Origin of the sequence: Agromyces atrinae (assembly GCF_013407835.1) — a bacterium.
GTDB classification, from domain to species: domain Bacteria; phylum Actinomycetota; class Actinomycetes; order Actinomycetales; family Microbacteriaceae; genus Agromyces; species Agromyces atrinae.
On the sequence record NZ_JACCBI010000001.1, the window covers coordinates 2,209,815 to 2,235,887 of the forward strand.

Annotated in this window: 17 protein-coding genes; 9 read left to right on the forward strand and 8 right to left on the reverse strand. The window is 70.1% G+C overall.

The window, feature by feature from the left end:
* The first annotated feature begins 22 nt into the window (after positions 1 to 22).
* The 3 genes from BJ972_RS10320 to BJ972_RS10330 are packed head-to-tail and all read left to right on the forward strand — an operon-like array spanning position 23 to position 4,585.
* Positions 23 to 2,005 (forward strand): glycoside hydrolase family 127 protein, encoded by a 1,983-nt coding sequence (locus BJ972_RS10320; protein WP_129172524.1) that lies wholly within the window; start codon positions 23 to 25, stop codon positions 2,003 to 2,005.
* Positions 2,006 to 2,010: 5 nt separating this feature from the next.
* Positions 2,011 to 3,270 carry a ribulose-bisphosphate carboxylase large subunit family protein gene (locus BJ972_RS10325; protein ID WP_129172523.1) on the forward strand — a complete coding sequence of 420 codons (1,260 nt, stop codon included), beginning with the start codon at positions 2,011 to 2,013 and terminating at the stop codon, positions 3,268 to 3,270.
* Positions 3,263 to 4,585, forward strand: coding sequence for a four-carbon acid sugar kinase family protein (locus tag BJ972_RS10330; protein ID WP_129172522.1), 1,323 nt, complete (start codon positions 3,263 to 3,265; stop codon positions 4,583 to 4,585). The genes BJ972_RS10325 and BJ972_RS10330 overlap by 8 nt, the downstream gene beginning before the upstream one ends.
* Before the next feature lie 584 nt (positions 4,586 to 5,169).
* Here the strand turns inward: BJ972_RS10330 and BJ972_RS10335 are convergent.
* From BJ972_RS10335 to BJ972_RS10365, 7 genes are all read right to left on the reverse strand, one after another.
* On the reverse strand, positions 5,170 to 8,154 hold the full coding sequence (locus BJ972_RS10335) for a glycoside hydrolase family 2 TIM barrel-domain containing protein (RefSeq protein ID WP_129172521.1): 2,985 nt from the start codon (positions 8,152 to 8,154) through the stop codon (positions 5,170 to 5,172).
* 11 nt (positions 8,155 to 8,165) lie between these two features.
* Positions 8,166 to 9,101: an aldo/keto reductase gene (locus BJ972_RS10340; protein ID WP_129172520.1), complete on the reverse strand. Its 936-nt coding sequence runs from the start codon at positions 9,099 to 9,101 to the stop codon at positions 8,166 to 8,168.
* A complete protein-coding gene (locus BJ972_RS10345; protein WP_206736466.1) occupies positions 9,098 to 11,212 on the reverse strand; it encodes a beta-galactosidase in 2,115 nt (704 codons plus the stop codon). The genes BJ972_RS10340 and BJ972_RS10345 overlap by 4 nt, the downstream gene beginning before the upstream one ends.
* Before the next feature lie 349 nt (positions 11,213 to 11,561).
* Positions 11,562 to 12,566, reverse strand: a complete 1,005-nt coding sequence (locus tag BJ972_RS10350; RefSeq protein ID WP_129172665.1) for a LacI family DNA-binding transcriptional regulator — start codon at positions 12,564 to 12,566, stop codon at positions 11,562 to 11,564.
* A gap of 69 nt (positions 12,567 to 12,635) precedes the next feature.
* Positions 12,636 to 13,538, reverse strand: a complete 903-nt coding sequence (locus tag BJ972_RS10355; protein ID WP_129172518.1) for a nucleoside hydrolase — start codon at positions 13,536 to 13,538, stop codon at positions 12,636 to 12,638.
* Positions 13,535 to 16,351, reverse strand: coding sequence for a family 78 glycoside hydrolase catalytic domain (locus BJ972_RS10360; RefSeq protein WP_206736465.1), 2,817 nt, complete (start codon positions 16,349 to 16,351; stop codon positions 13,535 to 13,537). Before BJ972_RS10360 ends, BJ972_RS10355 begins: the two co-directional genes overlap by 4 nt.
* Before the next feature lie 39 nt (positions 16,352 to 16,390).
* Complete coding sequence (locus BJ972_RS10365; RefSeq protein ID WP_129172517.1) at positions 16,391 to 19,057, reverse strand: family 78 glycoside hydrolase catalytic domain; 2,667 nt, start codon at positions 19,055 to 19,057, stop codon at positions 16,391 to 16,393.
* A 264-nt stretch (positions 19,058 to 19,321) separates the two neighbouring features.
* On the opposite strand from BJ972_RS10365, the gene BJ972_RS10370 reads away from it, so the two are divergent.
* From BJ972_RS10370 to BJ972_RS10380, 3 genes are all read left to right on the forward strand, one after another.
* Positions 19,322 to 20,632: an ABC transporter substrate-binding protein gene (locus BJ972_RS10370; protein ID WP_129172516.1), complete on the forward strand. Its 1,311-nt coding sequence runs from the start codon at positions 19,322 to 19,324 to the stop codon at positions 20,630 to 20,632.
* 156 nt (positions 20,633 to 20,788) lie between these two features.
* Complete coding sequence (locus BJ972_RS10375; protein WP_206736464.1) at positions 20,789 to 21,643, forward strand: carbohydrate ABC transporter permease; 855 nt, start codon at positions 20,789 to 20,791, stop codon at positions 21,641 to 21,643.
* A gap of 86 nt (positions 21,644 to 21,729) precedes the next feature.
* The gene (locus BJ972_RS10380) at positions 21,730 to 22,548 is read left to right on the forward strand and encodes a carbohydrate ABC transporter permease (RefSeq protein WP_241830716.1); all 819 of its coding nucleotides are present in this window, start codon (positions 21,730 to 21,732) and stop codon (positions 22,546 to 22,548) included.
* Between the two features lie 88 nt (positions 22,549 to 22,636).
* Here BJ972_RS10380 and BJ972_RS10385 read toward each other — a convergent pair whose 3' ends face one another.
* The gene (locus tag BJ972_RS10385; RefSeq protein ID WP_129172513.1) at positions 22,637 to 23,458 is read right to left on the reverse strand and encodes a nucleotidyltransferase domain-containing protein; all 822 of its coding nucleotides are present in this window, start codon (positions 23,456 to 23,458) and stop codon (positions 22,637 to 22,639) included.
* A 130-nt stretch (positions 23,459 to 23,588) separates the two neighbouring features.
* On the opposite strand from BJ972_RS10385, the gene BJ972_RS10390 reads away from it, so the two are divergent.
* The 3 genes from BJ972_RS10390 to BJ972_RS10400 are packed head-to-tail and all read left to right on the forward strand — an operon-like array spanning position 23,589 to position 25,983.
* Positions 23,589 to 23,969 carry an L-rhamnose mutarotase gene (locus tag BJ972_RS10390; RefSeq protein ID WP_129172512.1) on the forward strand — a complete coding sequence of 127 codons (381 nt, stop codon included), beginning with the start codon at positions 23,589 to 23,591 and terminating at the stop codon, positions 23,967 to 23,969.
* Positions 23,966 to 25,132 (forward strand): L-rhamnose isomerase, encoded by a 1,167-nt coding sequence (rhaI, locus tag BJ972_RS10395; protein ID WP_129172511.1) that lies wholly within the window; start codon positions 23,966 to 23,968, stop codon positions 25,130 to 25,132. Before BJ972_RS10390 ends, rhaI begins: the two co-directional genes overlap by 4 nt.
* Complete coding sequence (locus tag BJ972_RS10400; protein ID WP_241830702.1) at positions 25,129 to 25,983, forward strand: alpha/beta hydrolase; 855 nt, start codon at positions 25,129 to 25,131, stop codon at positions 25,981 to 25,983. Before rhaI ends, BJ972_RS10400 begins: the two co-directional genes overlap by 4 nt.
* Positions 25,984 to 26,073 lie beyond the last annotated feature (90 nt).

Genomic DNA, 26,073 nt, shown 5'->3' on the forward strand with positions numbered 1-26,073 from the left:
CTCCCGGAAGGAGTCCCGATCGATGACCACCACGACGACTGCGAGGCCGCACGCGAGTCTCGCGCCGCTCGGCGCCACCGAGGTGCGCTGGGCGGGAGGCTTCTGGGGCGACACCCTCGAGCGCACCCGCGCGACGACCGTTCCGAGCATCTGGGCGTCGCTCGCCGACCCCGCCGTGAGCCCGGGATGGCGGAACTTCCGCATCGCCGCAGGCGAGGAGGAGGGCACGCACGCAGGCCCGCCGTTCCTCGACGGCGACCTGTACAAGTGGCTCGAGGCCGCGATCAGTCTGCTCGCGACGCAGCCCGATGCGGCCCTCGAGGCCCGCATCGACGAGATCATCGCGCTCCTCGCCTCCATCCAGCGCGAGGACGGCTACCTCCACACCGCCGTGCTCATCGACGCGCGCAACGGCGTCCCCGCGAACCCGCTGCAGGACCGCTTCAACTTCGAGACGTACAACCTCGGCCACCTCATCACGGCCGGTGTGCGCCACTTCCGCGTGACCGGCCGCACCGACCTGCTCGACGTCGCCGAGCGCGCCGCAGGCTTCCTGCAGGGCCTCGCCGACGACCACCCCGTGCAGCTCGCGGCGAGCGCCATCTGCCCCTCGCACTACATGGGCGTCGTCGACCTCTACCGCGCGACCGGCAACGAATCGTACCTGCGTCTCTCGGAGGCGTTCCTGCGGGTGCGCGACGAGTTCGACGGCGGAGACGACAACCAGGACCGCATCCCCGTGCGCGAGCAGCGCGTCGCCGCGGGCCACGCCGTGCGCGCCAACTACCTCTACGCGGGCCTCGCCGACCTCGTCGCCGAGACGGGCGACGCCGAACTCGGTGCCGTGCTCGGCGGCCTGTGGGACGACGTCGTCGACACGAAGCTCTACCTCACGGGCGGCTGCGGCGCCCTCTACGACGGAGCCTCCCCCGACGGATACCCCTGGCAGGGCGAGCTCAGCCGCGTGCACCAGGCCTACGGCCGTGCGTACCAGCTGCCCAACACGACCGCCCACAACGAGACGTGCGCGAACATCGGCATGATCCTCTGGAGCGAGCGCATGCTCGCGCTCACGGGCGACGCGAAGTACGCCGACGTCATCGAGCGCATCGCGTTCAACAGCTTCCTGTCGGGCATCGACCTCGACGGCGACGCGTACTTCTACACGAACCCGCTCCGTCAGGTGCGCGACCTCCCCTACCCCCTGCGTATGCCGGGCGAGACAGCCCTCGATCCCGTGCCCGCTCCGCCGCCCTCCGACGAGCGCCTCCGCACCGAGTACCTCTCGGTCTTCTGCTGCCCGCCGAACGTCGCGCGCACGCTCGCGCAGTTCCACGAGCGCGCGATGGCCGTCACCGAGGGAACGCTCTGGGTGCACCAGTACGGCAGCGCCGAGGCATCCGTCGATCTCGGCGCAGGCCGAACGCTCCGGGTGCGCGAGACGACCGACTACCCGTGGGACGAGACGATCGCGTTCGAGGTCCTCGAAGCGACGGGCGTCGCGGCGATCCGTCTGCGCATCCCGGGCTGGAGCTCGGGCGCGACCATCACGGTCAACGGCGAGCCCGTCGAGGTCTCGGAGCCCGGCACGTACACGTCGGTCGAGCGGGAGTGGAGCGCGGGCGACCGCCTCAACCTCACCCTGCCGATGCCGGTACGGATGCTCCGTGCGAACCGTCTCGCCGAAGAGGTGACGAACCAGGTCGCCCTGCAGCGCGGACCCCTCGTCTACGCCCTCGAGAGCCACGACGCCCCGGGTGCGGCCCTCGAGAACATCGCGCTCCGCCGCGGCACCGCCTTCTCGCCCGTCGACATCGAACAGGGCGGCCGCCGCCTCGTCGCGATCGACGCCGAGGCGGTCGTGCTGCCGGATGCCGGTGACGACCTCTACTCCGACATCGACGACGCTGCCGTGCAGACGACCCCCATCCGACTCATCCCCTACTTCGCGTGGGGCAACCGTGGAGCCTCGGAGATGTCCGTGTGGCTTCCCGTGGTCTGGTGACGAACATGACGACTCCCTCCTACGTCACAGCGACGTACATCGTCGAGAGCCAACTCGACATCCACGCCGCCGCCGAGGTGCTCGCGGGCGAGCAGTCGACGGGCACGTTCGTGCGCGTCGCGCGCGAGTCCGACGAGCTGCGCGAGCGGTCGGCGGCGCGCATCGTGAGCATCGAGGAACTCGCGCCGTCGGGCCTCTCGCCGCTGCCCGGTGCGCTCGGCGACCCCGCGCTGTTGAAGCGCGCGCGCATCATGCTGCGCTTCCCGCTCGCGAACTTCGGGCCGTCGCTGCCGAACCTGCTCGCGGCCGTCGCCGGCAACCTCTTCGAACTCAAGGAGTTCGCGGCGGTCAAGCTCGTCGACCTCGACCTTCCGTACGAGTTCGCCGAGCGCTACCCCGGCCCCGCGTTCGGCGTCGAGGGCACGCGTCGCCTCATGTCGCGGCCCACGGGCGCCATGGTCGGCACGATCGTCAAGCCGAGCATCGGACTCTCGCCCGCAGAGCTCGCGGAGCTCGTCGGCGAGCTCGTCGAGGCCGGCATCGACTTCATCAAGGATGACGAGCTGCAGGCCAACGGCCCCGGAGCGCCCCTCGCCGAACGCGTGCGCGCGGTCATGCCCGTCATCGAGCGCTACGCCGACAAGACCGGCCGGAAGCCGATGTACGCTTTCAACATCACCGACGACATCGGCCGCCTCGAGGCCAACCACGACCTCGTCGTCGGTGCGGGAGGCACGTGCGTCATGGCGTGCATCAACATGGTCGGCCTCGCGGGTGTCGAGTTCCTCCGCCGCCACTCGACCGTGCCGATCCACGGCCACCGCGCGATGTTCGGAGCGATCAGTCGCTCGTCGCAGGTCGGCTTCACGTTCCGCGCGTGGCAGAAGCTCGCCCGCCTGTCGGGCGTCGACCACCTCCACACCAACGGCATCTCGAACAAGTTCTACGAGAGCGACGCCGAGGTGCTCGACTCGATCGCCGCCGTGCGTGAACCGCTGCTCGGGCTCGGCACGACCGTGCCCGTGCTGTCGTCGGGCCAGTGGGCGGGGCTCGCGCACGCGACGTACAACGAGATCCACACGACCGACGTGCTCGTGCTCGCCGGCGGCGGCATCCACGGTCACCCCGACGGGTCGGCCGCGGGAGTTCGCAGCATGCGCGACGCGTGGGAATCGGCTGCGGCCGGCGACTCGCTCGCGACGGCCGAAGACCGCTCACCGGCGCTCCGCCGCGCGATCGAGACCTTCGGACCGGCGCGTGTCTGACGTTTACGTCCCCGACCTCAGGGTCGGGTTCTACGGCGACGACTTCACGGGAAGCGTCGACGTGCTGCTGCAATTCGCCCGCGCGGGCTGGAGCAGTCGCCTGTTCGTGACGCTTCCGCCTGCCGAGGTGCTCGCCGACGCGGCATCCGGTGTCGACGCCGTGGGGGTCGCGGGAATCGCGCGCTCGCTCGCGCCCGACGACCTCGACGCCGAGGTACGGCCCGTGCTCGAGGCGCTGCGCGATCTCGGGCCCGCCGTCGTGCAGTACAAGGCGTGCTCGACGGCCGACTCGTCGCCGACCGTCGGCAGCCTGGGGCGCGTCATCGACATCGCCGGAGACGTGTTCGCGCGCGCCACCGTGCCCGTCGCGTTCGCGCAACCCGACTTCGGACGCTTCACGGCCTTCGGCCACCACTTCGCCGCCGAGGGCGGCACCGTGCACCGCCTCGACCGCCAGCCGACGATGGCGAACCACCCGTCGACGCCCATGACCGAGTCGGACCTCGCGCGGCACCTGTCGGCGCAGACCGCGCAGCCCGTCGGTGCGGTGCACCTCACCGAGTACACGGATGCCGCGGGCGTGGCCCACGCGATGACCGAGCGTTCGGCCGCGGCCGTCGTGCTCGACGCCCTCGACGACGCTCATCTCGAGCTCGTCGCTCGCGCGTCGCTCGAACTGTCGGGATCGGGCCCCGTCTTCGCGATCGGCTCCGGCGGCTTCAGCACCGGCTTCGCCCGCGCGCTCGGAGGTCGGGCCGGAGAGGTCGCCCTCGAGGTGCGCCCCGGCGGCGGCCCCGTGCTCGTCGTCTCGGGCAGTCGTTCACCCCAGACCGCGCGGCAGATCGATCACGTGCGCGGGTTGGGCTGGGAGGTGCTGTCGCTGCCGCTCGGTTCGAGTGTGGGCGCTCCTGGTGCCGCGGTCCCGGGTTCCGAGTCGCCGGCCGCCGTCATCCTGCCCGCCGTGCGCGAGGCTCTCGCCGCGGGACGCAGCGTCGTCGTCTCGACGGCCGATGCGGTCGCCGTCGATCGGGCCACCCTCGTCGAGGAGATCGCCGCGTCGCTCACCGAGATCGTGTCGGCAGTCGCCCACGACGGGCTCAGCTCTCGCGTCATCGTGTGCGGCGGAGACACGTCGAGCCGCCTCGTTCGTGCGATCGGCGCGGAATCGCTGCGCCTCGTCGCCAATCCATTCGGCAACGTCGTGATGTGCGCCCTCTCGTCGGACGACCCCGCGATCGACGGCCTCGAGATCGTGTTGAAGGGCGGACAGGTCGGCCCCGTCGACCTCTTCGAGACCGTCCACGCTCTCGGCTGACGCCCGGGCCGTCATCCCCCCTGCCTGCCTGCCTGCACGCTCCGCTCACGGATGCTGCGAAATCGTCATCCCCTCGCGTGTCGCGACGCCACGCGCGGCGTGTCGGGCCGATCTGCAGCATCCGTGCACACCCCACGCCCCACCCAACCCTGCCGCCGTCAGCGGATAAGGAGATCTCGGCCAGGCCCCGGCGTGTTGGGGGCCGCCGAGCGGCGTGCCGCCCGAGATCTCCTTATCCGTCGCGGAACGCCCTCATTCATCTTCACCCCGCGTGCACGCCCACCCTCATCTTCCATCACGCCGCGTACACGGATGCTGCGAAACCGTCATCCGTTCGCGTGTCGAGGCCCCGCGCGCGGCGTGTCGGGCCGATCTGCAGCATCCGTGCACACCTCACGCCCCACCCACCCCTGCCACCGTCAGCGGATAAGGAGATCTCGGCCACGCCCCGGCGTGTCGGGGGTCGCCGAGCGGCGTGCCGCCCGAGATCTCCTTATCCGTCGCCGGACGCGAGGCATCGAGCGCGTGCGAGCGGGGCGGATGACGCGGGCGCGCGTCATCCGCAGAGGCGGGTCAGACGCGGGTCAGACTCGGAAGCGCAGCGTCCAGCTCGTGGTCTCGCGGGGCACGCGGTAGCGGTCGGGCAGGGCCGGGCCGCACGAGGCCGAGCCGAGGCCCTGCTGACGCGCGTCGAGGTTGAGCCACACGCGTCCGGAGTCGCGGAGGTCGATGGGGCGTCGCGCGCGTTCGAGGTCCTGCGACGTCCACCGACGCACCGTGAAGTCGAACTCGTCGCCGTCGACCGTGAGCGTCGGCAGCCCGTCGCCCGCGAGCGCGAGTGTGCGCGTGCCGACGTGGTTGCCGTTCTCCTGCGGCACCGGATACGGCGTCTGCAGGCCGTCGATCGACGCGGCGAAGCGGCCGAAGCGCGCGGCATCCCGCGAGTCGACGTACGACTCCTCGGGCCCGAAGCCGAGCCAGTCGACCTCGCGGTACGCGCCCGGCAGGGCGAGGCGCAGGCCCATGCGCGGCGGCAGGATGTCGCGCTGCATGTACGGCGTCTCGGTCCACGGTCCGACGAACTCGACCGTCGTCGTGAGCGAGACCTCGTCGGCCGAGGCGCTCCAGTCGAACGTGTACCGCACACCGTGCGGGTGCGTTGCGGGCGCCGATCGCCCGGTCACTCGCACGCCGAAATCGCCGAACTCGACCGAGTCGGTGCGGTGCTGCATGCGCTCGAGACCGACGGCCTGCCAGACGGCGGCGACGTTGTTGTTCGAGCCCTGGCCGCGGTCGTTCTCGGTCGGCGCCCGGTAGAGGTCGACCTCGGGCCCGTCGACGGCGACACCGCCGAGGCTCACGAGCCGACCCGATTCGGCGTCGAACTCCGCGGCACCGAGTGTGATGCGGTCGCCCGAGCGCGCGGCGCCGATGCGCGGCGCCACTGACGCTGCGACGCGCGACCCCGCGATGACGCCCTGCCCGAACGTGACCTCGTGGCCGGCATCCGCCCACGACGTCTCGGCCGCGAGGCGCGCGACGACGGTGAGCCACACCTCGCCGGCGGATACGGCGAGGCCGGCTGAACCGGCGACTCCGCCGGAAACCGCCGGCACCGAAACCGCCGGCACCGACACCGCCGGCACCGCGACCCGCACCGACTCGCCCGCAGCGACCGCAGGAACGTCGAGCACACCGCGCGCGACTTCCTCCCCCGACACCTCGGCGACCCAGTCGAACGCGAAGGCCTCAAGCCCCGCGACGTGCTGCTTGTTCGTGATCTCGATGTCGTCGCCCACGACGATCGAGACGGGCTCCAGCGCCTTCTTCAACTCAGCGAGTCCGGGCGAGGGCGAGCGGTCAGAGAACACGAGCCCGTCGAGGCAATAGCGGCCGCCGTTGGGTCGGTATGCGACATCCCCGCCGTGCATGAAGAACTCGCGCCCGTCGTCGGTGTGCGCGCGGAAGCCGTGGTCGATCCACTCCCACACGAACGCACCGCAGAAGCGGTCGTAGCGCTCGAGGATGCGCTGGTAGTCGGCGAGCGATCCCGGGCCATTGCCCATCGCGTGCGCGTACTCGCAGAGGAGGAACGGCAGGGTGCGGCGACGTGCGTCCTCGTCATCCGTCACGCCCTCGGGGCGCGGATCGTCGCGCTGCCCGATCTGCTCGAGCAATTCTTGCGTCGGGTACATGAGCGACGCGAAGTCGGAGTTCTTGTAGCTCGGGTCGCGCTCGTAGTGGATGGGTCGCGACGGGTCGCGGTCGCGGATCCACCGTTCGAGCTCGCCGAACGCGTCGCCCGTCCAGCTCTCGTTGGCGAGCGACCAGACGACGACGCTCGGCCGGTTCTTGTCGCGTTCGACCATGCGCCGCGTGCGGTCGAGCAGGGCGTCGCTCCACTCGGGCGTCGCGGGCGGGTTGCCCTCCCACCCGGCGTAGATGAAGCCGTGCGTCTCGAGGTCGCCTTCTTCGACGACCCACAGGCCGTACTCGTCGCAGAGGCGCAGGAACTCGGGGTGCGGCGGGTAGTGACTGGTGCGCACCGCGTTGACGTTCGCCTGCTTCATCATGCGGATGTCGCGGATCATCGTCTCGCGGCTGAGAGTGCGGCCCGTGTCGGGGTCGTGCTCGTGCCGGTTGACGCCGCGGAAGAACACCTTCCGCCCGTTGACGGTGAGCACGCCGTCGACGATCGCGACCGTACGGAAGCCGATCGACAGCTCGACGATCTCGCCCGCCGATTCGAGCGTTCCCCGGTAGAGACGCGGCTGCTCGGCCGACCACGGTTCGACCGGGATGACGGCCGTCGACCCCGCGGGCATCTCGATGCCGAGCTCGGGAACACGCACGGTCGCGGCGACGTCGGCGGTCACGGTGAGAGTGCCCTCGCCGGTGACGTGGTCGTAGTCGGCGACGACGTGGTGGTCGTCGATCGAGCCCGCCGGGCGCTCGAGCAGCTCGACGTCGCGGAAGATGCCGGGCAGCCACCACATGTCCTGGTCTTCGACGTAGGTGCCGCTCGACCAGCGGTGCACGCGCACGAGCAGCACGTTCTCACCGGCGACGACGGGGGCATCGAACTCGAACGGCAGGCGGCTGCCCGTCGCGTAACCGAGCTCGCGGCCGTTGAGCCACACCTTCGCGGCCGAGTCGACGCCCTGGAAACGCAGTACCGCGGGGCCGAAGTCGGCGGGCACGTCGAAGACGAGTCGGTGGTCGCCCGTCGGGTTCTCGGTCGGCACGCGCGGGGGATCGATCGGGATCGGCAGCGCGGTGTTCGTGTAGAGCGGGCCTTCGTCGCTGCCGCGGAGCGACCGGGCCGGGCCACCCGCGAGCGGCGTGACGTCTTCGAGCACCCAGTGCGCGGGAACGCGCAGCGCGTCCCACGCGGAGTCGTCGAAACCGGGCGAGGAGATCTCGGCGCCGTCGCCCGCTCCCGCCGCGGTCGGGGCGAGCCGGAACCGCCACGTACCGCCGAGGTCGAGGCGGCGTGCGTTCGAGAGCGCGTCGGCGCGCGGAGCGCGGCGTCCGGCGCCGGGCGCGGTGGATTCCCAGTAGTTCGTCACGGTGTTCCCTGTCAGTCGACGACGGTGGAGGGCGCGGGGCCGAGGTTCTCGAGGTCGCTCCAGAACGTCTCGGGCACGACGGCGACCCGGCGTTCCTCGAGCTGGGCGATGCGCGCGGTCGACGAGATGCCGACGACGGTCGAGTCGATGAGCGGCGAGCGCAGCGAGAAGTGCAGTGCGGCGGTCGGCAGGTCGATGCCGTGGCGCGCGCACAATGCCTCGACGCGTTCGACCCACGCGATGAGCGCGGGGGTCGACGGTGTGTAGGCGTAGGTTCCGCCCGAGGCCGAACCGCGTGCGAGCAGACTGCCGCCGAACGGCGCGGCGTTGAAGGTGCCCATGCCGCGCTCACGCGCGTCGTCGAGCAGCGCCCGTGCGCTCTGGTCGACGATCGTGAACCGGTTGTGGGTGAGCACGGCGTCGAAGAGCCCCGAGGCGACGTAGCGCGAGACGACGCTCACACGACCGGCCGCGATGCCGATCGCGTCGACGAGACCCTGCTCCTTGAGTTCGAGCATGCCGGCGACGGCACCACCCGGGGCCATCGCCTCCTCGAACGTGATCGTGTACGGGTCGTGCAGGTGCAGCAGACCGATGCGGTCGACGCCGAGACGTGCGGTGCTCTCCTCGAACGAACGCCACACGCGGTCACGGTCGAAGACGCCCGTCGCGGGGTCACGGTCGGTCTTCGTGACGATCGGGCGCGGGTCGGCGACCGCACGCCGGGCGAGCCCGAGCACCGCTTCGCTGCGACCCTCGGAGTACATGTTCGATGTGTCGACGACCGCGTACGGACCGCTCAGCATCGCTGTCGCGAGCTCGACGGCCGCGGCCTCCTCGGCGCTTCCGGGCTCGGTGCCCTGGCCGAGGCCCGAGGTACCGAGTGTGAGCGGGCTGACCTCGATGCCGGTCGCGCCGAGCGTGCGCGGGTCGATAGGTGTCGTCATCGTTCCTCCTCGTGGGGGTCCTGCTGGATGTAGACGTGGGCGCCCCACGCGTCGATCGTGATCTCGGTGTGCGCAGGCGTCGGTGCGCCGAGCAGGTCGACGACGTCGACGGGCACGATCACGCGCACCGCCTCGCCCGACCAGTTGTGCACGAACCACAGACGTGCGCCGCTCGCGTTCCGTCCCGACGTCACCATGACCGGAGTCTCGACGCGCCAGACCGCGGCGACGCGATCGGGCACGAACGCCTCCGCGAGATCGCGCGCGAACACCCGGTCGGGCACGGTGCCGACGACGCTCACCCGACCGGCGCCGAAAGCGCGCGTCGTCACCGCCGCGAACGACCCGAAGAACGGATGACGGTAGCCGGCGAGAACCGCCGCCTCGTCGTCATCAGCCGGAACCAGCCCGTCGGCCCACAGCGTCGCGGCCGCACCCGTCGACACGGCGAGTGCCGCGGAACCCGTGACCTCGACCGGCCCGGCGAGGTTCGACCACTCGCTGTAACCGACGCCCGCGGCATCCGTCAGCTGTTCGGGCAGCCGACCCGAACGGGCGCGACCGAGCTCGTCGCCCGTCGCCGTGCGGGGGCCGAGCACGAGGTGCCCGCCCGCGTCAGCGTAGGCGCGGAGGAGCGCGAGCGTCGCGTCGTCGGCGACCCCGAGGCCTGCCGCGACGAGCACGGGGAAGGCGGCGACGAGCGCATCGGGCGTGTAACCGGCTAGATCGGTGTCGTGCACGAGGCGCACTTGCGCGCCCGCTTCGAGGAGCCCGCGATAGAAGGGAGCGATGATCTGGTCGTACGCGTCGGCGCGCGGCCCGGGCACTCGCGAGGGCACGGGCGGCTCGAACTCCATGAACCATCGGCTGTCGCCGGAGACGACGAAGCCGACATCCGCATCGGGCCGGAAGCCCGCCGTGAGCGGGCCGAGCGCGTCGAGATCGGAGCCGAGGGCGGCGACCTCGTCATAGATGCGACCCGGCTCGCCCGAGTGCGGCAGCACGCCGCCCCAGTTCATCTCGGTGCCGGTCGTGAGGGTGTTCCAGTGCCAGTACTCGATCATCGCGGCGCCGCGCGCGACGAGCGCGAGGGCGACCTGACGCAGCTGGCCGGGGTACGGCGGAAGGTTGAGGTCGCTGCCGCCGATCGACTGCGCGTTCGTCTCGGCGACGAGGAAGCGCCGCCCGCCGGATGCCGCGTACGAACGATCGGCCGAGAGCAGGAGCCCCCACACCCCGGTCGTCACCCACGTCGCGACGGGCGCGAGGTCGAGGCGCGCATCGAGGTGGTCCTGCGTGCCGTAGTAGAGGTTGACCGAGGCGACGTCGAGCTCGTTCGCGACGCGCACCTCGTCCATCGCGACGCGCGTCAGGGCGAGGCACGTCGTGACGAAACGGCCGCCCGTCGCGTACTCGCGTACGATCGCGGCCTGACGGCCGATGAAGCGCGCGACCTCGGCGCCCTGGAAGCGACGCCACGCGAGGTCGTACTGCGGGATCGTGTTGCCCGCGGGGCGCCACAGCTCGTCGAAATCGGTGAGGCGATGCGACCAGTACGTGAGACCCCAGGCCTCGTTGAGCGCGTCGACGTCGCCGAACTCGTCGCGCAGGCTCTGCACGAACCGGGCGAAGACGGCGTCGTTGTGCAGCAGGTGCAGGCCCGGCTCGTTGTCGACCTGGAAACCGATGATCGCGGGGTGCTCGGCCCAGCGCCCGAGGATCGCCCGGATGACGCGCTCGCAGTACCCGAAGAACTCGTCATTCGTGAGGTCGATCTCTTGGCGCCCGCCCCACGGGATGCGCGAACCGTCGGCCCGCTCGGCCGCGAACTCGGGGTGGGCGCGCTGCATCCACGGCGGGATGGCGTAGGTCGGCGTACCGAGGATGACGCGGATGCCGCGCGCGTGGGCCGCATCGAGCGCGGGCCCGATCCACTCGAGGTCGAACTCGCCGTCGCGCGGCTCCCACGTCGACCAGACGGACTCCCCCATGCGGATGACGGTGACGGATGCCGCGCGCATGAGGTCGAGGTCACGCTCGAGACGATCGAACCCGACGTATTCGGGGTAGTACGCGGCGCCGAAGAGGATGCGGGTTTCGGGAAGGGTCACGTGTGCGGGTGCCTGGTCTCCCCGATGCGACATTGCATATCCATTCTGCTATGAATCTCATTGCAAAGCCTACCCGCGCGCTCGCCGCCCCCACAAGCGCCCGCCCCCGTCATCTCCTCGCCCGTCCCACCGTCTCGGCGTCACGTTTGTGCTCTTCAGGGCGCACGAACAGCACATCCGTGACGCCGAGACTGTTTCGTTTGGGCGTCACGTTTGTGCCCTTCAGGGCGCGCGAAGAGCACATCCGTGACGCCGAGACTGTTTCGTTTGGGCGTCACGACACGCTGGTCATCGCGGACTTACCCAGCGTGTCGTGACGCCGAGACGTGTAAGTACGCTCGGGCGGGGGTCAGCCGGCGGTGGAGGCTCGGATGACGAGCTCGGGCTGGAAGACGATGTGCTCGTGCTCGGTCGACTCGCCCTCGGTCTCCTTGAGCAGCAACTGCACGGCGGTGTACCCGATGAGCGCGGCGGGCTGACGGATCGACGAGAGCGGCACCACGGCCGCCGACGCGAAGTCGATGTCGTCGTACCCGATGAGGGCGATGTCGCCCGGCACGCGCACGTCGCGCATCATCGTGAGCGCCTGCAGCAGTCCCATCGCGAGCAGATCGTTCGCGGCGAACACGGCATCCGGTCGGTCGGCGGGGTCGCGCGCGATGATCGCCTCACCCGCGGCGCGGCCCTCGAGCACCGAGAGCGCGTCGGTGCCGATGCGTTCGAGGGCGGCATCCTCCACCTCGGCGACGGCCTTCGCCGCACCCTCGTACCGGTCGCTCACCTGCCGGATCGCCTCGGGCCCGCCGACGAACGCGAGGCGACGCCGGCCGATGTCGAGCAGGTGCTTCGCGGCGAGGTATCCGCCCACGACATCGTCGACCGAGACCGACGAGAAGCTCTGGTCGCCGGCCTCGCGGTCGACGAGCACGACGGGGATGCCGCGGGAGCGGATGCGTTCGAGCGCGGGGAGGTCGTCGTCGAGCGGCGAGATGAGCACGCCGCGCACGCGCTGCTCCTCGAAGTGATCGAGGTAGGAGCGCTCGCGCACCGAGTTCTGGTCGCTGTTGCCGAGCAGCACGGCGAGGTTGTCTTCGGCCGCGCGGTCTTCGGCTCCGCGCGCGACGTCGGTGAAGAACGGGTTGCGCACGTCGAGCACGACGAGCCCGATCGACCGGCTGCGACCGGCGCGCAGCTGTCGCGCGGCGTCGTTGCGCACGAAGCCGAGGTCTTCGATCGCCGCGAGAACTCGCGCGACGGTCGTCGGCGACACCTTCTCGGGTCTGTTCAACACATTGGAAACGGTTCCCACGGAAACGCCGGCCGCCGACGCGACATCGCGCACACTCATCGCCATGCCCAGCACCCCCTGCTCGTTAGCGGCATGAGCGAGAGTGTAGGGCATCGGTTCACGAGCGCGTCTGCTTCATGACGCCCGCGCGATCTTCGCGAACATGTCTTCGAGCAGGAACCGCGTGTCGACCTGCTCGCAGACGAAGATCCGCTGCGGCTTCGACGACGGCTCGTAGTCGCCCGCGGCGGTGAATCGCACGGGCGTCTGCGGCCGGAACACTCCCGAGAACGGCTCGAGCATGAGTCCGATCGCGGGTGAGTCTCCGAGCGAGCGGCTCTCGATGGGGCGCGGATGCCAGCGCGCATTCCACGCGATGAGCTGGTCGACGAGGTAGCGGCCGAGTGCGCCGTGCGGGCCGACGCGAGCCTCGAGCTCGGCGTACGACACGTTGACGAGCCGGTAGATCGAGGCGGGCACCTGCCACACGGTGACACCCGAGTCGAAGACGACGTTCGCGGCATGGATGTCGTTGCCGAGGTTGTACTCGGGCGAGGCGCCGACGTGCACGAGGTCGCCGTAGGCGGGCCCGCCGATCCAGATGACGACGATGCTGCGATCCGCGATCGACGGGTCGAGGAGCAGCGCCGACGCCATGTCGGTGAGCGGCCCGAGGAACGCGATGTAGAGCGGCTCCTCGGTGCGGGATCCCGCCGGCACGTCGGGCGTCGCGTGGGCCTCCTCGATGATGAGGCGGGCGCCGGGCGAGTCGACGGGCATCGTCTCGTCGGGCAGCGCGTGCGGCGCGCCGTCGGCGACCGTGACGTCCGACCCGCCGAGCAGGTCGATGAGCTTGTCGATCTCGAGGCGCGAGTCCTTCTGGCTCTGAGCGCTCCGCCCCTCGCCGAAGTGCGCTCCGATGAGGCCGCGCACGTCGAGCGTCGGCGACAGCAGGGCGTGCACGATCGCGAACTGGTCGTCGGCCTCGTTCGCGGCATCCGTGTTGACGATGACGCGACGGCGGTTCTCGGCGCTCATCGGGCGACGCCCCGCTCGGCGTCGAGGGCTGCGAGGGCGTCGGCGACCGCCTCCTGCACGTCGGTGCCGGTGCGGTTCGAGAGCGTCTCGCCGAGCTCGCGATCGGGCAGCCACGGTGTGCGGAGCCGCAGCGCCTCGGCGGCCTCGGGCTTCCTGGCCTCGAGCACGTCGAGCACCGCCCGGTAGGCTGCGGGGTCGTCGACGATCTGGGCGAGGCTCGACTGCAGGCTGACGGATGCCGGCGGCGCGGTCACGACCGTGTCATCCACCGTCCACTCGTGCTCGCCCGAACCCACCTCGAGCTCCTCGCCGCCCGGCAGCACGACGCGAGCCGACGTGTTCGGCGGCACGATCGCCTCGATGCGGATGCGTCCGCCCTCGCGCTGCCACCCGACGCGCGCGGTGCCGTAGGGCGTGTGGTGCTCGGCGGCGGCGTGGTCGAAGCCCGGCAACGGGGTCGGGGCGATGCGGATGACGCGGTAGCCCGCTTCATCGGGGGCGAGACCGGCGACGACGCGGTGCAGCCAGTCGGCGACGGCCCCGAGCGCGTAGTGGTTGAACGACGTCATCTGACCCGGGTTGATGGTGCCGTCGGGCAGCATCGAGTCCCAGCGCTCCCAGATCGTCGTCGCACCCATCGTGACGGGGTAGAGCCACGACGGGTTCTCGGTCTGGGTCAGCAGTCGCGTCGCGGTGTCGACGTGGCCGGTCTCGGTGAGGGCGTCCTGGATGATCGGCGTGCCGACGAAGCCCGTCGAGATGCGGTAGCCCGAGCGTCGCGTGAGCTCGGCGAGGCGCGCACCGAGGGCGGCGTGCTGCTCCACGGGCGCGATGCCGAAGCGGATCGCCATCGCGTAGGCCGTCTGCGCGTCGGAGACCATGCGGCCCGACGGTGTGACGTACTCGTCGAGGAACGCGCGGCGCACCTCCTCGGCGAGCGCCCGGTACGTCACCGCGTCGTCCTCGTGGCCGAGCAGTTCGGCCGCGCGGGCGACGAGGTCGGTCGAGAGGAAGAGGTGTGCGGTCGCGACGATGTCGGCATCGGTCTTCGCATCGGCGGGCTGCTCGGGCGGCGCGTCGGGGTCGAGCCAGTCGCCGAACTGGAAGCGGCCCTCCCAGAGGCGCCGCTCGCCGGCGATGTCGAGCAGCGCGTCGGCCCAGCTCGTCATGCTCGGGTACTGGCGTGCGATCGTGTCGACGTCGCCGAAGCGTTCGGTGAGCACCCACGGCACGACGGTCGCGGCGTCGCCCCACGCGGCGGCGGGCCGGGCCGGGCCGAGCACGTTCGGAACGATGAACGGCACGATGCCGTCGGCGTTCTCCTGCTCGCGCGCGAGGTCGTCGAGCCACGAGTCGAGGAAGCCGCGCACGTCGTAGAGGAAGCTCGCGGTCGGCGCGAAGACCTGGATGTCGCCCGTCCACCCGAGGCGCTCGTCGCGCTGCGGGCAGTCGGTCGGCAGGTACAGGAAGTTGCCGCGAAGGCCCCACACGACGTTCTCGTGCAGCTGCGAGACGAGCGGGTCGCTCGTCTCGAACCATCCCGTGCGCTCCATGTCGCTGTGGATGACGATCGCCGTGACATCCGCGGGGTCGAACTCACCCGGCCAGCCCGAGATCTCGGCGTAGCGGAAGCCGTGGAAGGTGAACTCGGGCTCCCACTCCTCGACGCCGCCGCCCGCGAGCGTGTACGAGTCGGTCGCCGCGGCGGCGCGCAGCGGGCGCGTGCCGAGCTCGCCGTGCTCGAGCACTTCGGCGTGACGCAGCGTGATGACGGTGCCCGCGGGGCCCGAGACGCGGAGGTGCAGCCACCCGACGAGGTTCTGGCCGAAGTCGAGCAGGGTCGCGCCACTCGGCGACGTCGTGACCTCGACCACGGGGCGCTCCTCGATGCGGCGCACGAACGGGGAGGTGCGCGCTTCGGGCGTGACGATCGCATCGCCGGCCGCGGCCCGGGCCCAGCCCGAGTCGTCGAAGCCGACGCGCGCGAAGCCGTCGATCGCGAGGCGGGCGTCGTAGTGCTCGCCCTGGTAGAGGCTGCTCGAGACGAGCGGCCCCGTCGCCGCACGCCAGTCCGTGCCCGTCACGATCGTCTCGCTCGACCCGTCGGCGTACTCGACGACGAGCTGGGCGGCGAACGACGGCTGCTCGGCGTAGAACGTGCGGGCGTTCTCGCGGAAGCCGAACTCCTCGGTCGCCCACCCGCCCGCGAGTCGCACGCCGAGCGCGTTGCGTCCGCCGACGAGCAGGTCGGTGACGTCGGTCGTCTCGTGGATCTGGCGGAACTGGTACGGCGTCCAGCCCGGCTTCATGACCTGGTCGTCGACGTCGTCACCGTTGAGGGCGACCTGGTAGACACCGAGCGCCGTCGCGTAGAGCGTCGCCCGGCGCACGCCATCGCCGAGTTCGAACTCGGTGCGGAGGTACGCGGGCTGCGCGGCCGCGGCGGGTTCGGCGAGGCCGATGGATGCCGCGATCCATTCGCCCTCGGCGAGGAAGCCGCCGCGCAGTGCACGCGGTTCGCTCCAGTCGCCCGCGACACCGTCGAGTCCCGAGACGCGCACGCGCACCGCGACCTCTTCGCGCGGGGCGAGGGGCGCGAACGGCCACGCGACGCGCACCGAGGCGTCGCCGTCGATGCGGGCCTCCTCGGCGCCGCTCTCACGCTCGACGACGATCTCGGCGCTCGACTGCCGCCAGGACGGCGTCTCGACCTCGGTGATCCAGCTGAGGACCGGGGTCGGCGAGGCGACGACGTCGCTTCCGTAGGGGGCATCGGTGTCGATGCGGATGACGCGGGGCGATGCATGGCTCACGAGAGAAGGGCTCCTTGGAGTCGGTATCGGTGGGATGGATCAGGATTCGACGACGACGGGCGCCGTGACGACGATCTGGTGGATGCCGTGGCCGACCTCGCCCGCGGCATCCGTCGCGCCGTCGATCGTCACGGTCGACTCGGGCGAGACCGGAAGGTCGAGGGCGGCGCGCGAGCCGAAGGGCACGGTGAGATCGATGACGAGCGAGCCGTTCTCGACGGTCCACTCGATCGCGAGGCGACCGAGACGCGTGTCGATCGATGCGGCGGCGTGCTCGAGACCGGTGGCCGGGCGCGGGGCGACGTGCACGAGTCGGTAGCCGGGTTCGTCGGCGTCGGGCGCGAGGCCCGCGACCGTGCGGTAGACCCAGTCGATCATCGCGCCGTAGGCGTAGTGGTTGAACGAGAGCATGCTTCCCCCGCCGCCGTCGCCCGAACCGGCATCCATCGCTCCGCCGTGGATCGAGCCGTCGGGCAGGATCGCGTCCCAGCGCTCCCACACCGTCGTCGCTCCACGGTCGACCTGGTAGAGCCACGAGGGGGCGTCGCGCCGCAGCAGCATGAGGTACGCCTCGGCGAGGTGGCCCGAGTTCGAGAGCGCGAAGAGCACGAGCGGCGTGCCGAGGAAGCCCGTCGCGATGCGGCCGTTCTCGGCGCGCACGTTCGCGGCGAGCGCGTCGGCGATCTCGGCGCGGCGCTCAGCCGGAGCGAGGTCGAACTCGAGGGCGAGCGCGGCACCCGTCTGCGTCGTGATCGCCTCGTCGCCCCACGCTGTCCAGGTCGCGGCGGCGACGCGATCGGCGAGCGCATCGGCGTCGGACGCCCGGTCGGCGTCGCCGACGAGTCGCTCGGCGCGGGCGAGCAGTCGTGCCGAGTGCGCGTAGAACGCGTTCGCGACGTAGTCGCTCGAGACCTTGGCCTCCCAGGGGCGCTCGCCCGGGGCATCCGGGTCGAGCCAGTCGCCGTACTGGAAGGGCTCGGTCGGCAGCACGACGCCGTCGCCCGCGCGGTTCCGCAGGTGCTCGACCCAGCGACGCATGCTGCCGAGCTGCTGCTCGAGCGCCTCGGTCGAGCCGTACGACTCGTAGACGGCGAGAGGCACGATCGTCGCCGCGTCGGCCCAGCCGGCGCGACCCATGGGGTTCGTCGGAGTGCCGCCCATGAGCATGTCCTCGGGGCGGATGATGTCGGGCACGACCGACGCGACCCCGCCCTCGTCGGTCTGGTCGAGTTCGAGGTCGACGAGCCACGAGAGCCAGAACGACTCGGTGTCGAGGAGCGTGTTGGCGGTCGCGGCGAACGCCTGCGCGTCGCCCGTCCAGCCGAGCCGCTCGTCGCGCTGCGGGCAATCGGTCGGCACCGAGACGAAGTTGTCGCGCTGCGACCACAAGACGTTCGAGTGGAAGCGGTCGAGCGCCTCGTGCGACGACCGGAACTCGCCGCGCGGCGCGAGGTCGCTCGAGATCGCGACGGCCTCGGCCGAGACGACGCGCGCGTCGCTCACGACGTCGGCGTATCGGAAGCCGTGAAACGTGAACGTCGGTTCGAGCACCGTCTCGCCGTCGCGGGCGAGCGTGTAGACGTCGGTCGCGCGGGCCGAGCGGAGGGCCGCCGTGTGGAGCGCGCCCGAGGGCTCGAGAACCTCGGCGTGGCGCACGGTCACGGTGTCGCCCGCCGAGCCGTCGACGACGAGTCGCACCCAGCCGGAGACGTTCTGGCCCGAGTCGAGCACGACGCGGTCGCTCTGCTCGTCGACCGTCATCGGGCGGCGCTCGATGACGCGCACGGGCGGGGCGACGCGGGGGGCGAAGATCGCGCGATCGACGGGGACGACGGATGCCGGCTGCCAGCCCGAATCGTCGAAGCCGGCGTCGTGCACGGCGGGGTCGTCGGCGCGGAGGTCGATCGTCGTGCCGTCGTAGATGCTCGCCGTCTGCACGGCGCCGAAGCCGCCGCGCCACGTGTCGTCGGTCACGAGGGCGACGTCGCCGTCGATCTCGAGCTGGGCGAGGGCGCCGATGCGGTCGCCGTAGATCGCGGTGCGCGACGCGAAGCCCATGCGGCCGCGGTACCAGCCGTCGTTGACCTCGAGCACGAGCACGTTCGGGCCGCTGCGGAGCAGGCCCGAGACATCGTATGTATCGACGAGCACGCGCCCGTCGTAGCTCGTCCAGCCCGGCGTGAGCAGGGCGTCGGAGACGGGATGACCGTTGAGCCGCGCGTCGACGAGTCCGAGCGCGCTGAGGCGCAAGCGGGCCTCGCCGACGGGGCCGTCGATCGTGAACTCGCGGCGGAGGATCGGGTTGGGCCCGGCGATCTCGCTCGGGATGTCGATGACCGACGCCACGAGGTCGCTGCCTCGGATTCCGGCCTCGATCGCGACGGGCTCGCTCCACGCACTCCATCCGGCACCGGCGTCGATGCGCACGGCGTACTCGCGGCGTTCGCGGGGCTCGAGGGCGCTCGCACCGCGGATGCCGGTCTGGTCGGCGCTCGAGACCGGTTCGGCGACGGCCCAGTCGCCCGAACAACTGCGCTCGGCCAGCTGGTAGGCGTGCTGACGGGCATCCGGGCGGTCGGACTCGACCTGCCACGAGAGGCGCGGAACGAGGAGGGGGACTCCGAGCTGGCCCGGCGCGAACTGCGATCGGATCGAGATGATCCGCGTCGACGAGTCGGGCTCGGACGCGTTCGGGAGGGCTGTCATGGCCTGTCCTTTCGGTGGCGCACCATTGCGCACGGCTTAATCCTGAAACGATTCAAGGTCGAATGTCAACCGCCGCGCCGGGCCCCTCTTGCGTGCCTCGGATAAGGGGGAAGAACCGGTCGACCGCGTTACCCGATCGTTACATTTATCGATTGACTGCATTCGCCGCCGGTCGTACCTTACGAATGTTGAACCGTTTCAATACGGCGCACAGCACAGCCCTGGCAATGACGCCGGATCGCTGCTTTACAAGGAGGTAAAGGTATGAACTCTCGGAGTTCGATGAAGAAGAGCGTCTTCGCCCTCGTCGGTGCCGCCGCCCTCGTTCTTCCCCTCGCTGCGTGCAGCGCGGGTGACGGCGGAGACGGTGGCACGACGATCTCATTCCTGACGCAGAACTCGGATCAGAACATCGCCTCGGCTGAGGCGCTCATCGCAGCGTTCGAAGCCGAGAACCCCGACATCTCGGTGAACCTGGAGACACAACCCGCCGGCACCGAGGGCGACAACCTCATGAAGACGAAACTATCGACCGACGAGATGGACGATGTCTTCTACTACAACTCGGGTTCGCTGCTGCAAGCACTGAACCCCGATCAGTACCTCGTGAATCTGTCCGACGAGGCATGGGTCGCCGACCTCACCGACGACATGAAGACCGTCGTATCCACCGAGAACGGTCTCTACGGCGCTCCGTTCGGCACATCGCAGGCCGGGGCCGTGCTGTACAACAAGCCCATCTACGAGCAACTGGGCCTCAGCGTGCCGACGTCATGGTCGGAATTCGCAGCGAACAATGATGCGATCTCTGCGGCAGGCATCCCCGCCATCATCCAAACGTACGGCGACACCTGGACGAGTCAGCTCTTCGTGCTCGGCGATTTCGGGAACGTTCTCGCGCAAGACCCGGACTGGGCGGAGAAGTACACGGCCGGCGAGCGTAAGTACGCCGACGAGCCGGGCCTCCAGGCGTTCGACAACCAGGAAGAGGCCGGCAAGGCGGGCTGGTTCAATCCGAACTTCGCCTCGGCGCTCTACGATGACGGCGTGCGAATGGTCGCCACCGGCGAAGGTGCGCAATACCCGATCCTGACCGGAGCCGTCTCCGCCATCGCGCAGAACTACGCGGACAATGTCGACGACGTCGGCGTATTCGCCTTCCCCGCACAGGACGCGGCAGACACGAAGCTCACGGTGTGGCTCCCGAACGCGATGTACATTCCGAAGACCACCGAGGGTGCCGAGCTCGAAGCGTCGAAGAAGTTCATCGCATTCGCCAACTCCGCAGAAGGATGCGAGATCCAGACCTCCGTCCTGTCCGTCAGCGGCCCCTTCGCGACATCGGCCTGCTCGCTGCCCGACGACGTGCCCGCGCTCGTGCAGGACCTGCAGGTCTACTTCGATGAGGGGAACACCAACCCCGCCCTCGAGTTCCTCTCCCCCATCAAGGGACCGAACCTCGAGAACATCACGGTGGAGGTCGGCTCGGGCATCCGCTCGGCGGCCGACGGCGCAGCTCTCTACGACGACGACGTCAAGAAGCAGGCTCAGCAGCTCGGGCTCGACGGCTGGTAGGCCGCCACTAGTCCCAGCTCACCCCGGAGGGGGTCGGCGCCGCCAGGCGCGGCCCGGCCCCCTCACTCCCCCGACATCAATGGAGATGCGATGACGACGACGACCGCGCCGAGAACACCGAGAGTCGCAGAGGCTCCCCCGCCCCAGCGGAAGCCCATGAAGAGCATCTATCCGACGTGGTTCTTCATTCCGTCGGGCGTGCTCTACGTCATCCTCTTCGCCGTTCCGACGTTCGCGTCGTTCTACTTCAGCCTCACCCGGTGGTCGCTGTTCGACATCGAGTTCATCGGCTTCGACAACTTCGTCACCTTCTTCTCCGAGCCGATGCTCGTGCAGGGCTTCACGAACACCTTCATCTACGGCTTCATCACGTCGGCCCTGAAGGTCGTGCTCGGCCTCGGACTCGGCGTGCTGCTCACCTCGCAGATCGCCGCCCGCGGGTACCTGCGCTCGGTCATCTTCTTCCCCGTGCTCGTCTCGACGATCGGCATCGGCATCACCTTCAAGGTGCTGATGGACCCGTTCGACGGCCTCATCAACCAGACGCTCGCCACCATCGGCATCCAGGGCCCCGGGTGGCTCACCGACCCGGCATGGGCGCTCTTCTCGGTCGCCCTCGTGGATGTCTGGAAGGGCGTCGGCATCGCGACGCTCATCTACATCGCCGGAATCGCGGCGATCCCGCAGGAGTACTACGAGGCGGCGAAGGTCGACGGCGCGGGTGCATGGAAGAACTTCTGGCACATCACGCTTCCCCTCGTGCGCCCCGCGACCGCGACCGTCGTGCTGCTCTCGCTCATCGGCGGTCTGCGCTCGTTCGAGCTCATCTGGGCCATGACGAAGGGCGGGCCGGGCTTCACGAGCGACGTCATCGCCTCGGTCATCTACAAGCAGTACCAAGCCGGCTTCTACGGTCTCTCGACCGCCGGCAACGTCGTGCTGTTCCTCGTGGTGACCGCGATCATCGTCCCCATCTCCTACTTCCTCAACCGCAGGCAGGTCGAGTCATGAGCGTCACGCGATCCATCACGACGGCGGAGCACGCCGACCTCAAGCCCCTCAAGCTGCCGCGGCAGCCGATGACGTTCGCGAAGTTCATGCGCAAGTACGCGCTCGGCATCGTCGCCGTCATCGCCTCGATTTTCGTCTTCCTCGTGCCCTTCGCCTTCATCTTCCTCACCGCGGCGAAGACGTCGCAGGAGTCGTCGCTCCTCGAGTTCTCGCTCCCCGCACAGTGGGCCATCGTCGAGAACTTCCAGGCGGTCATCGAGACGCGCAACTTCATGGTGCTCCGCGCATTCGTCAACTCGACGGTGCTGACCGTGACGAGCGTCGCGATCATGGTGATCTTCGCGGCGATGGTCGGCTACGTGCTGCAGCGGCGCTCCTCGAAGTGGAACCCGTGGATCAACTTCTTCGTGCTCGCGGGTCTCATCGTGCCGCCCGCGGTCGTGCCGACGATCTGGGTCATGCAGGCGCTCGGCATCTTCAAGACGATGCCCGGCATGATCCTCATCGAGGCGACGTTCGGCCTCTCGTTCTGCATCCTGCTGTTCCGCGCGTTCGTCTCGACGATCCCGCGCGAACTCGACGAGGCCGCGATCATCGACGGCGCCGGTCCCATGCGACTGTTCTTCACCGTCGTGCTGCCGCTCCTCAAGCCCGTCATCGTGACGGTCATCGTCGTGCAGGCCGTCGCGGTCTTCAACGACTTCACCGGGCCGCTGTACTTCCTGCCGGGTGATGCGAACGCGACCGTGCAGCTGACGCTCTACAACTTCCAGAGTCAGACGCTCAACCAGTGGAACCTGCTGTTCATGAACATCCTGCTCATCACGATCCCGCCGCTCATCATGTACATCTTCTTCAACCGGCAGATCGTCGCCGGTATGACGAGTGGCGCGGTCAAGGGCTGAGGTCACCGTGAACACGACGACGGCCCGCGGCGTGAGCCGCGGGCCGCTCGCCCCTCACCCGGTCGGCGGGCGCCGGGGCCGGGCCGGCTCAGAAGTACTCGGCCGGAACCGTGCCTCTCAGCCACGCGAGTTCGTTGTCGAAGATGAACGTCGACAGCGCGTTCTCACCCGGGGCCCGGTCGCCGAGCCACTCCTCGAGCATCGCGACGAGGGCTCGGCCGTTCGCGGCCGTCAGCTCGTCGACCGTGGAACGCTCGACGACGGCATCCCAGGCCTCGACGAATCCCGCGGGGGTCTCGACCGCGGCGAGCGTCGCCGAGACGTACTTCGGGCCCCGCAGCAGCGTGCGGTTCGCGGCGAAGGCGGCCCGCGCCGCCGCGAGCGCGAGGTGCGACGCGGCGTGCTGTGTGAGGAACGGATCGCCGAGCGCGACCGCCTGCCCGAGGAAGTAGCGCCCGTGCAGCCGGGCCTGCGCGACGTGCGAGCGGATGCGGCCGTCCCACGCGGATGCCGGCAGCGTCGCGATCTCGGCGATGAGCGCGGCGATGCCGACCGCTTCGGGCCGCTCGAAGACCACGCGCGCACCCTCGAACGACGCGCGCGTCGGATCGTCGGCGCGCTCGACGGCCGCGGCGAGATAGGCGGGGCACGCGAGCTTGATGTCGATGTAGCCGCCGGGGTAGTCGACGTCGTGACGGTCGATCCAGGCGATGCGGTCGGCGGCGATCGCCTTCTCGAAGGCGTCGTCCGTCGTGATGAGGTACACGTCGACATCCGAGTCGATGCGGGCCGTGCCGCGCGCGTGCGAACCGACGGCGATCACGGCGAGCACATCCGGATCGTCCGTCACCGATTCGAGGTAGGCGGCGAGCGCCCGATCCTGGGGGCTGTCAGGGGATTGTTCGGTCATGCGGCGCTCCTCGTTGAGTCGTCTGGTTGCCAGATCCCGGCACGCTCAGCCTATAATGAAACGATTCACTTCTGTGTGGATTCCATCCTGGCGATCGACCCCGACCGCCCGAACAAGGAGACTCGACTCGATGACGAGCCCACCGACACCTGAGCGTGTCTGTTTCCGCCTCCAGGTGAAGCCCGACCGGCTCGCCGAGTATCGCGAACGCCACGCCGCCGTGTGGCCCGAGATGCTCCGCGCGATCGCCGACTCCGGCCGCCGCAACTACTCGCTGTTCCTCGATGAGTCCGGCCTCCTCGTCGGCTACTACGAGACCGACTCCGACGCGGAGTCGCAGCGGCGCCTCGCCGACGACCCGCGCACAGCGGCATGGGAGGCCGAGATGGGCGAGTTCTTCGTCGCCCCCGGCGGACGCCCCGACCAGTCGGCGATCACCCTCTCCGAAGTCTTCAACCTCGAACACCAGCTCGCCGGCCTCGGCGACACAGCAGAAAGCAGCGACTCGTGACGACACTCAGCACCGACATCCTCGCCGAGCTCGAGAAGCAGGCCATCGAGCTGCCCTCGTGGGCGTTCGGCAACTCCGGCACGCGCTTCAAGGTCTACGGCACGCCGGGCACGCCCCGCGACCCCTTCGAGAAGATCGCGGATGCCGCGCAGGTGCAGAAGTACACGAAGCTCGCCCCGAGCGTCGCCCTGCACATCCCGTGGGACAAGGTCTCCGACTACTCCGAGCTGCGCCGCTTCGCGCAGGATCACGGCGTCGAGCTCGGCACGATCAACTCGAACACGTTCCAGGACGACGACTACAAGTTCGGCGCCCTCACGAACGAAGACCCCGCCGTTCGCCGCAAGGCCATCGACCACCACCTCGAGTGCATCGAGATCATGAACCAGACCGGTTCGCGTGACCTCAAGATCTGGCTCGCCGAGGGCTCGAACTACCCCGGCCAGGCCGACATCCGCGGACGCCAGGACCGCCTGCAGGAGTCGCTGCAGGAGATCTACGCGCACATCGGCGACGACCAGCGCCTCGTGCTCGAGTACAAGTTCTTCGAGCCGTCGTTCTACCACACCGATGTTCCCGACTGGGGAACGAGCTACGTGCAGGTCGCCGCCCTCGGCGACAAGGCGCTCGTCTGCCTCGACACCGGCCACCACGCGCCCGGCACGAACATCGAGTTCATCGTCATGCAGCTGCTGCGCCTCGGCAAGCTTGGCTCGTTCGACTTCAACTCGCGCTTCTACGCCGACGACGACCTCATCGTCGGCGCGGCCGACCCGTTCCAGCTGTTCCGCATCATCTACGAGGTCATCCGCGGTGGCGGCTACGGCAACCCGGATGTCGCGTTCATGCTCGACCAGTGCCACAACGTCGAGGACAAGATCCCCGGCCAGATCCGCTCGGTGCTGAACGTGCAGGAGATGACGGCGCGCGCCCTGCTCGTCGACACCGCCGCACTGAGCATCGCGCAGAAGTCGGGCGACGTGCTCGCCGCGAACGCCGTCTTCATGGACGCCTTCTACACCGACGTGCGCCCGGCCCTCGCCGAGTGGCGCGAATCGCGCGGCCTCGCGGGCGACCCCATGGCCGCCTTCGCCGCCTCGGGCTATCTCGCGACGATCGCCGAAGAGCGCGTCGGCGGCACCCAGGCCGGCTGGGGCGCGTGACCCTGCGCATCGACGACCTCACGGTACCGGGCCCGCACGGCCCGGTACCGGTGAGGGTGTACCGGGCGGATGACGCGGGAGCCGGGGGTTCCGGTGCCCGGGCCGGTGCCGGTTCCGGTTCCGGTTCCGCGGGTGTGGTCTGGGCGCATGGCGGAGGGTTCCAGTGGGGCGACCTCGACATGCCCGAGGCCGACTGGGTCGCTCGGGCGTTCGCGTCGCGCGGCATCCACGTGATCTCGGTCGACTACCGGTTGGCCTCGCCGAGCGTGCACTACCCCGTGCCCTCCGATGATGTCGAGGCCGCGCTCGCGTGGACGCGTGCGCACGCGGCATCCCTCGGCATCGACCCCGACCGCATCGTGCTCGCCGGAGCGAGCGCGGGAGGCAACCTCGCCGCGGGTGTCGCGCTGCGCGTCGCGGCGACCGCTGCTGCGCCCCGCGCGCTGTTCCTCGCGTATCCGACGCTGCACGCGGTGCAGTCCGCGCCCTCGGAGTCGCTCCGCGCCCTGCTCGACGCGAACCCCGAGGCCGACCGCTTCGGCCCGGACGCGGTGCGCACCATGTACGAGGGGTACCTCGGCGGCCCCGTCGACGGCGCTCCCGTGTTCGCCGTGCCCGGTCTCGCAACGGCCGACGACGTGCGCTCGCTGCCGCCCGTACTCATCGTGACCGGCGAGGCCGACGAGCTGCGCGTCTCGGCCGAGGACTTCGCGCGCACACTCGGCGCCGCAGGAGTTCCGGTGCAGATCTCCCTGGAGCCCGGCACCGAGCACGGCCACCTCAACCGCCCGGAGCAGCCGGCGGCCGCCCGGACCATCGCCCGCGTCACCGACTGGATCGCCACCTTCTGATCGCCGGAGTGCCGCTCGCGCGCCCGAGTGCCGCTCCACCGGCACTCCCCCGCGCTAGCGGCACTCCGCCGCGCCATGCGCGCGCGACGA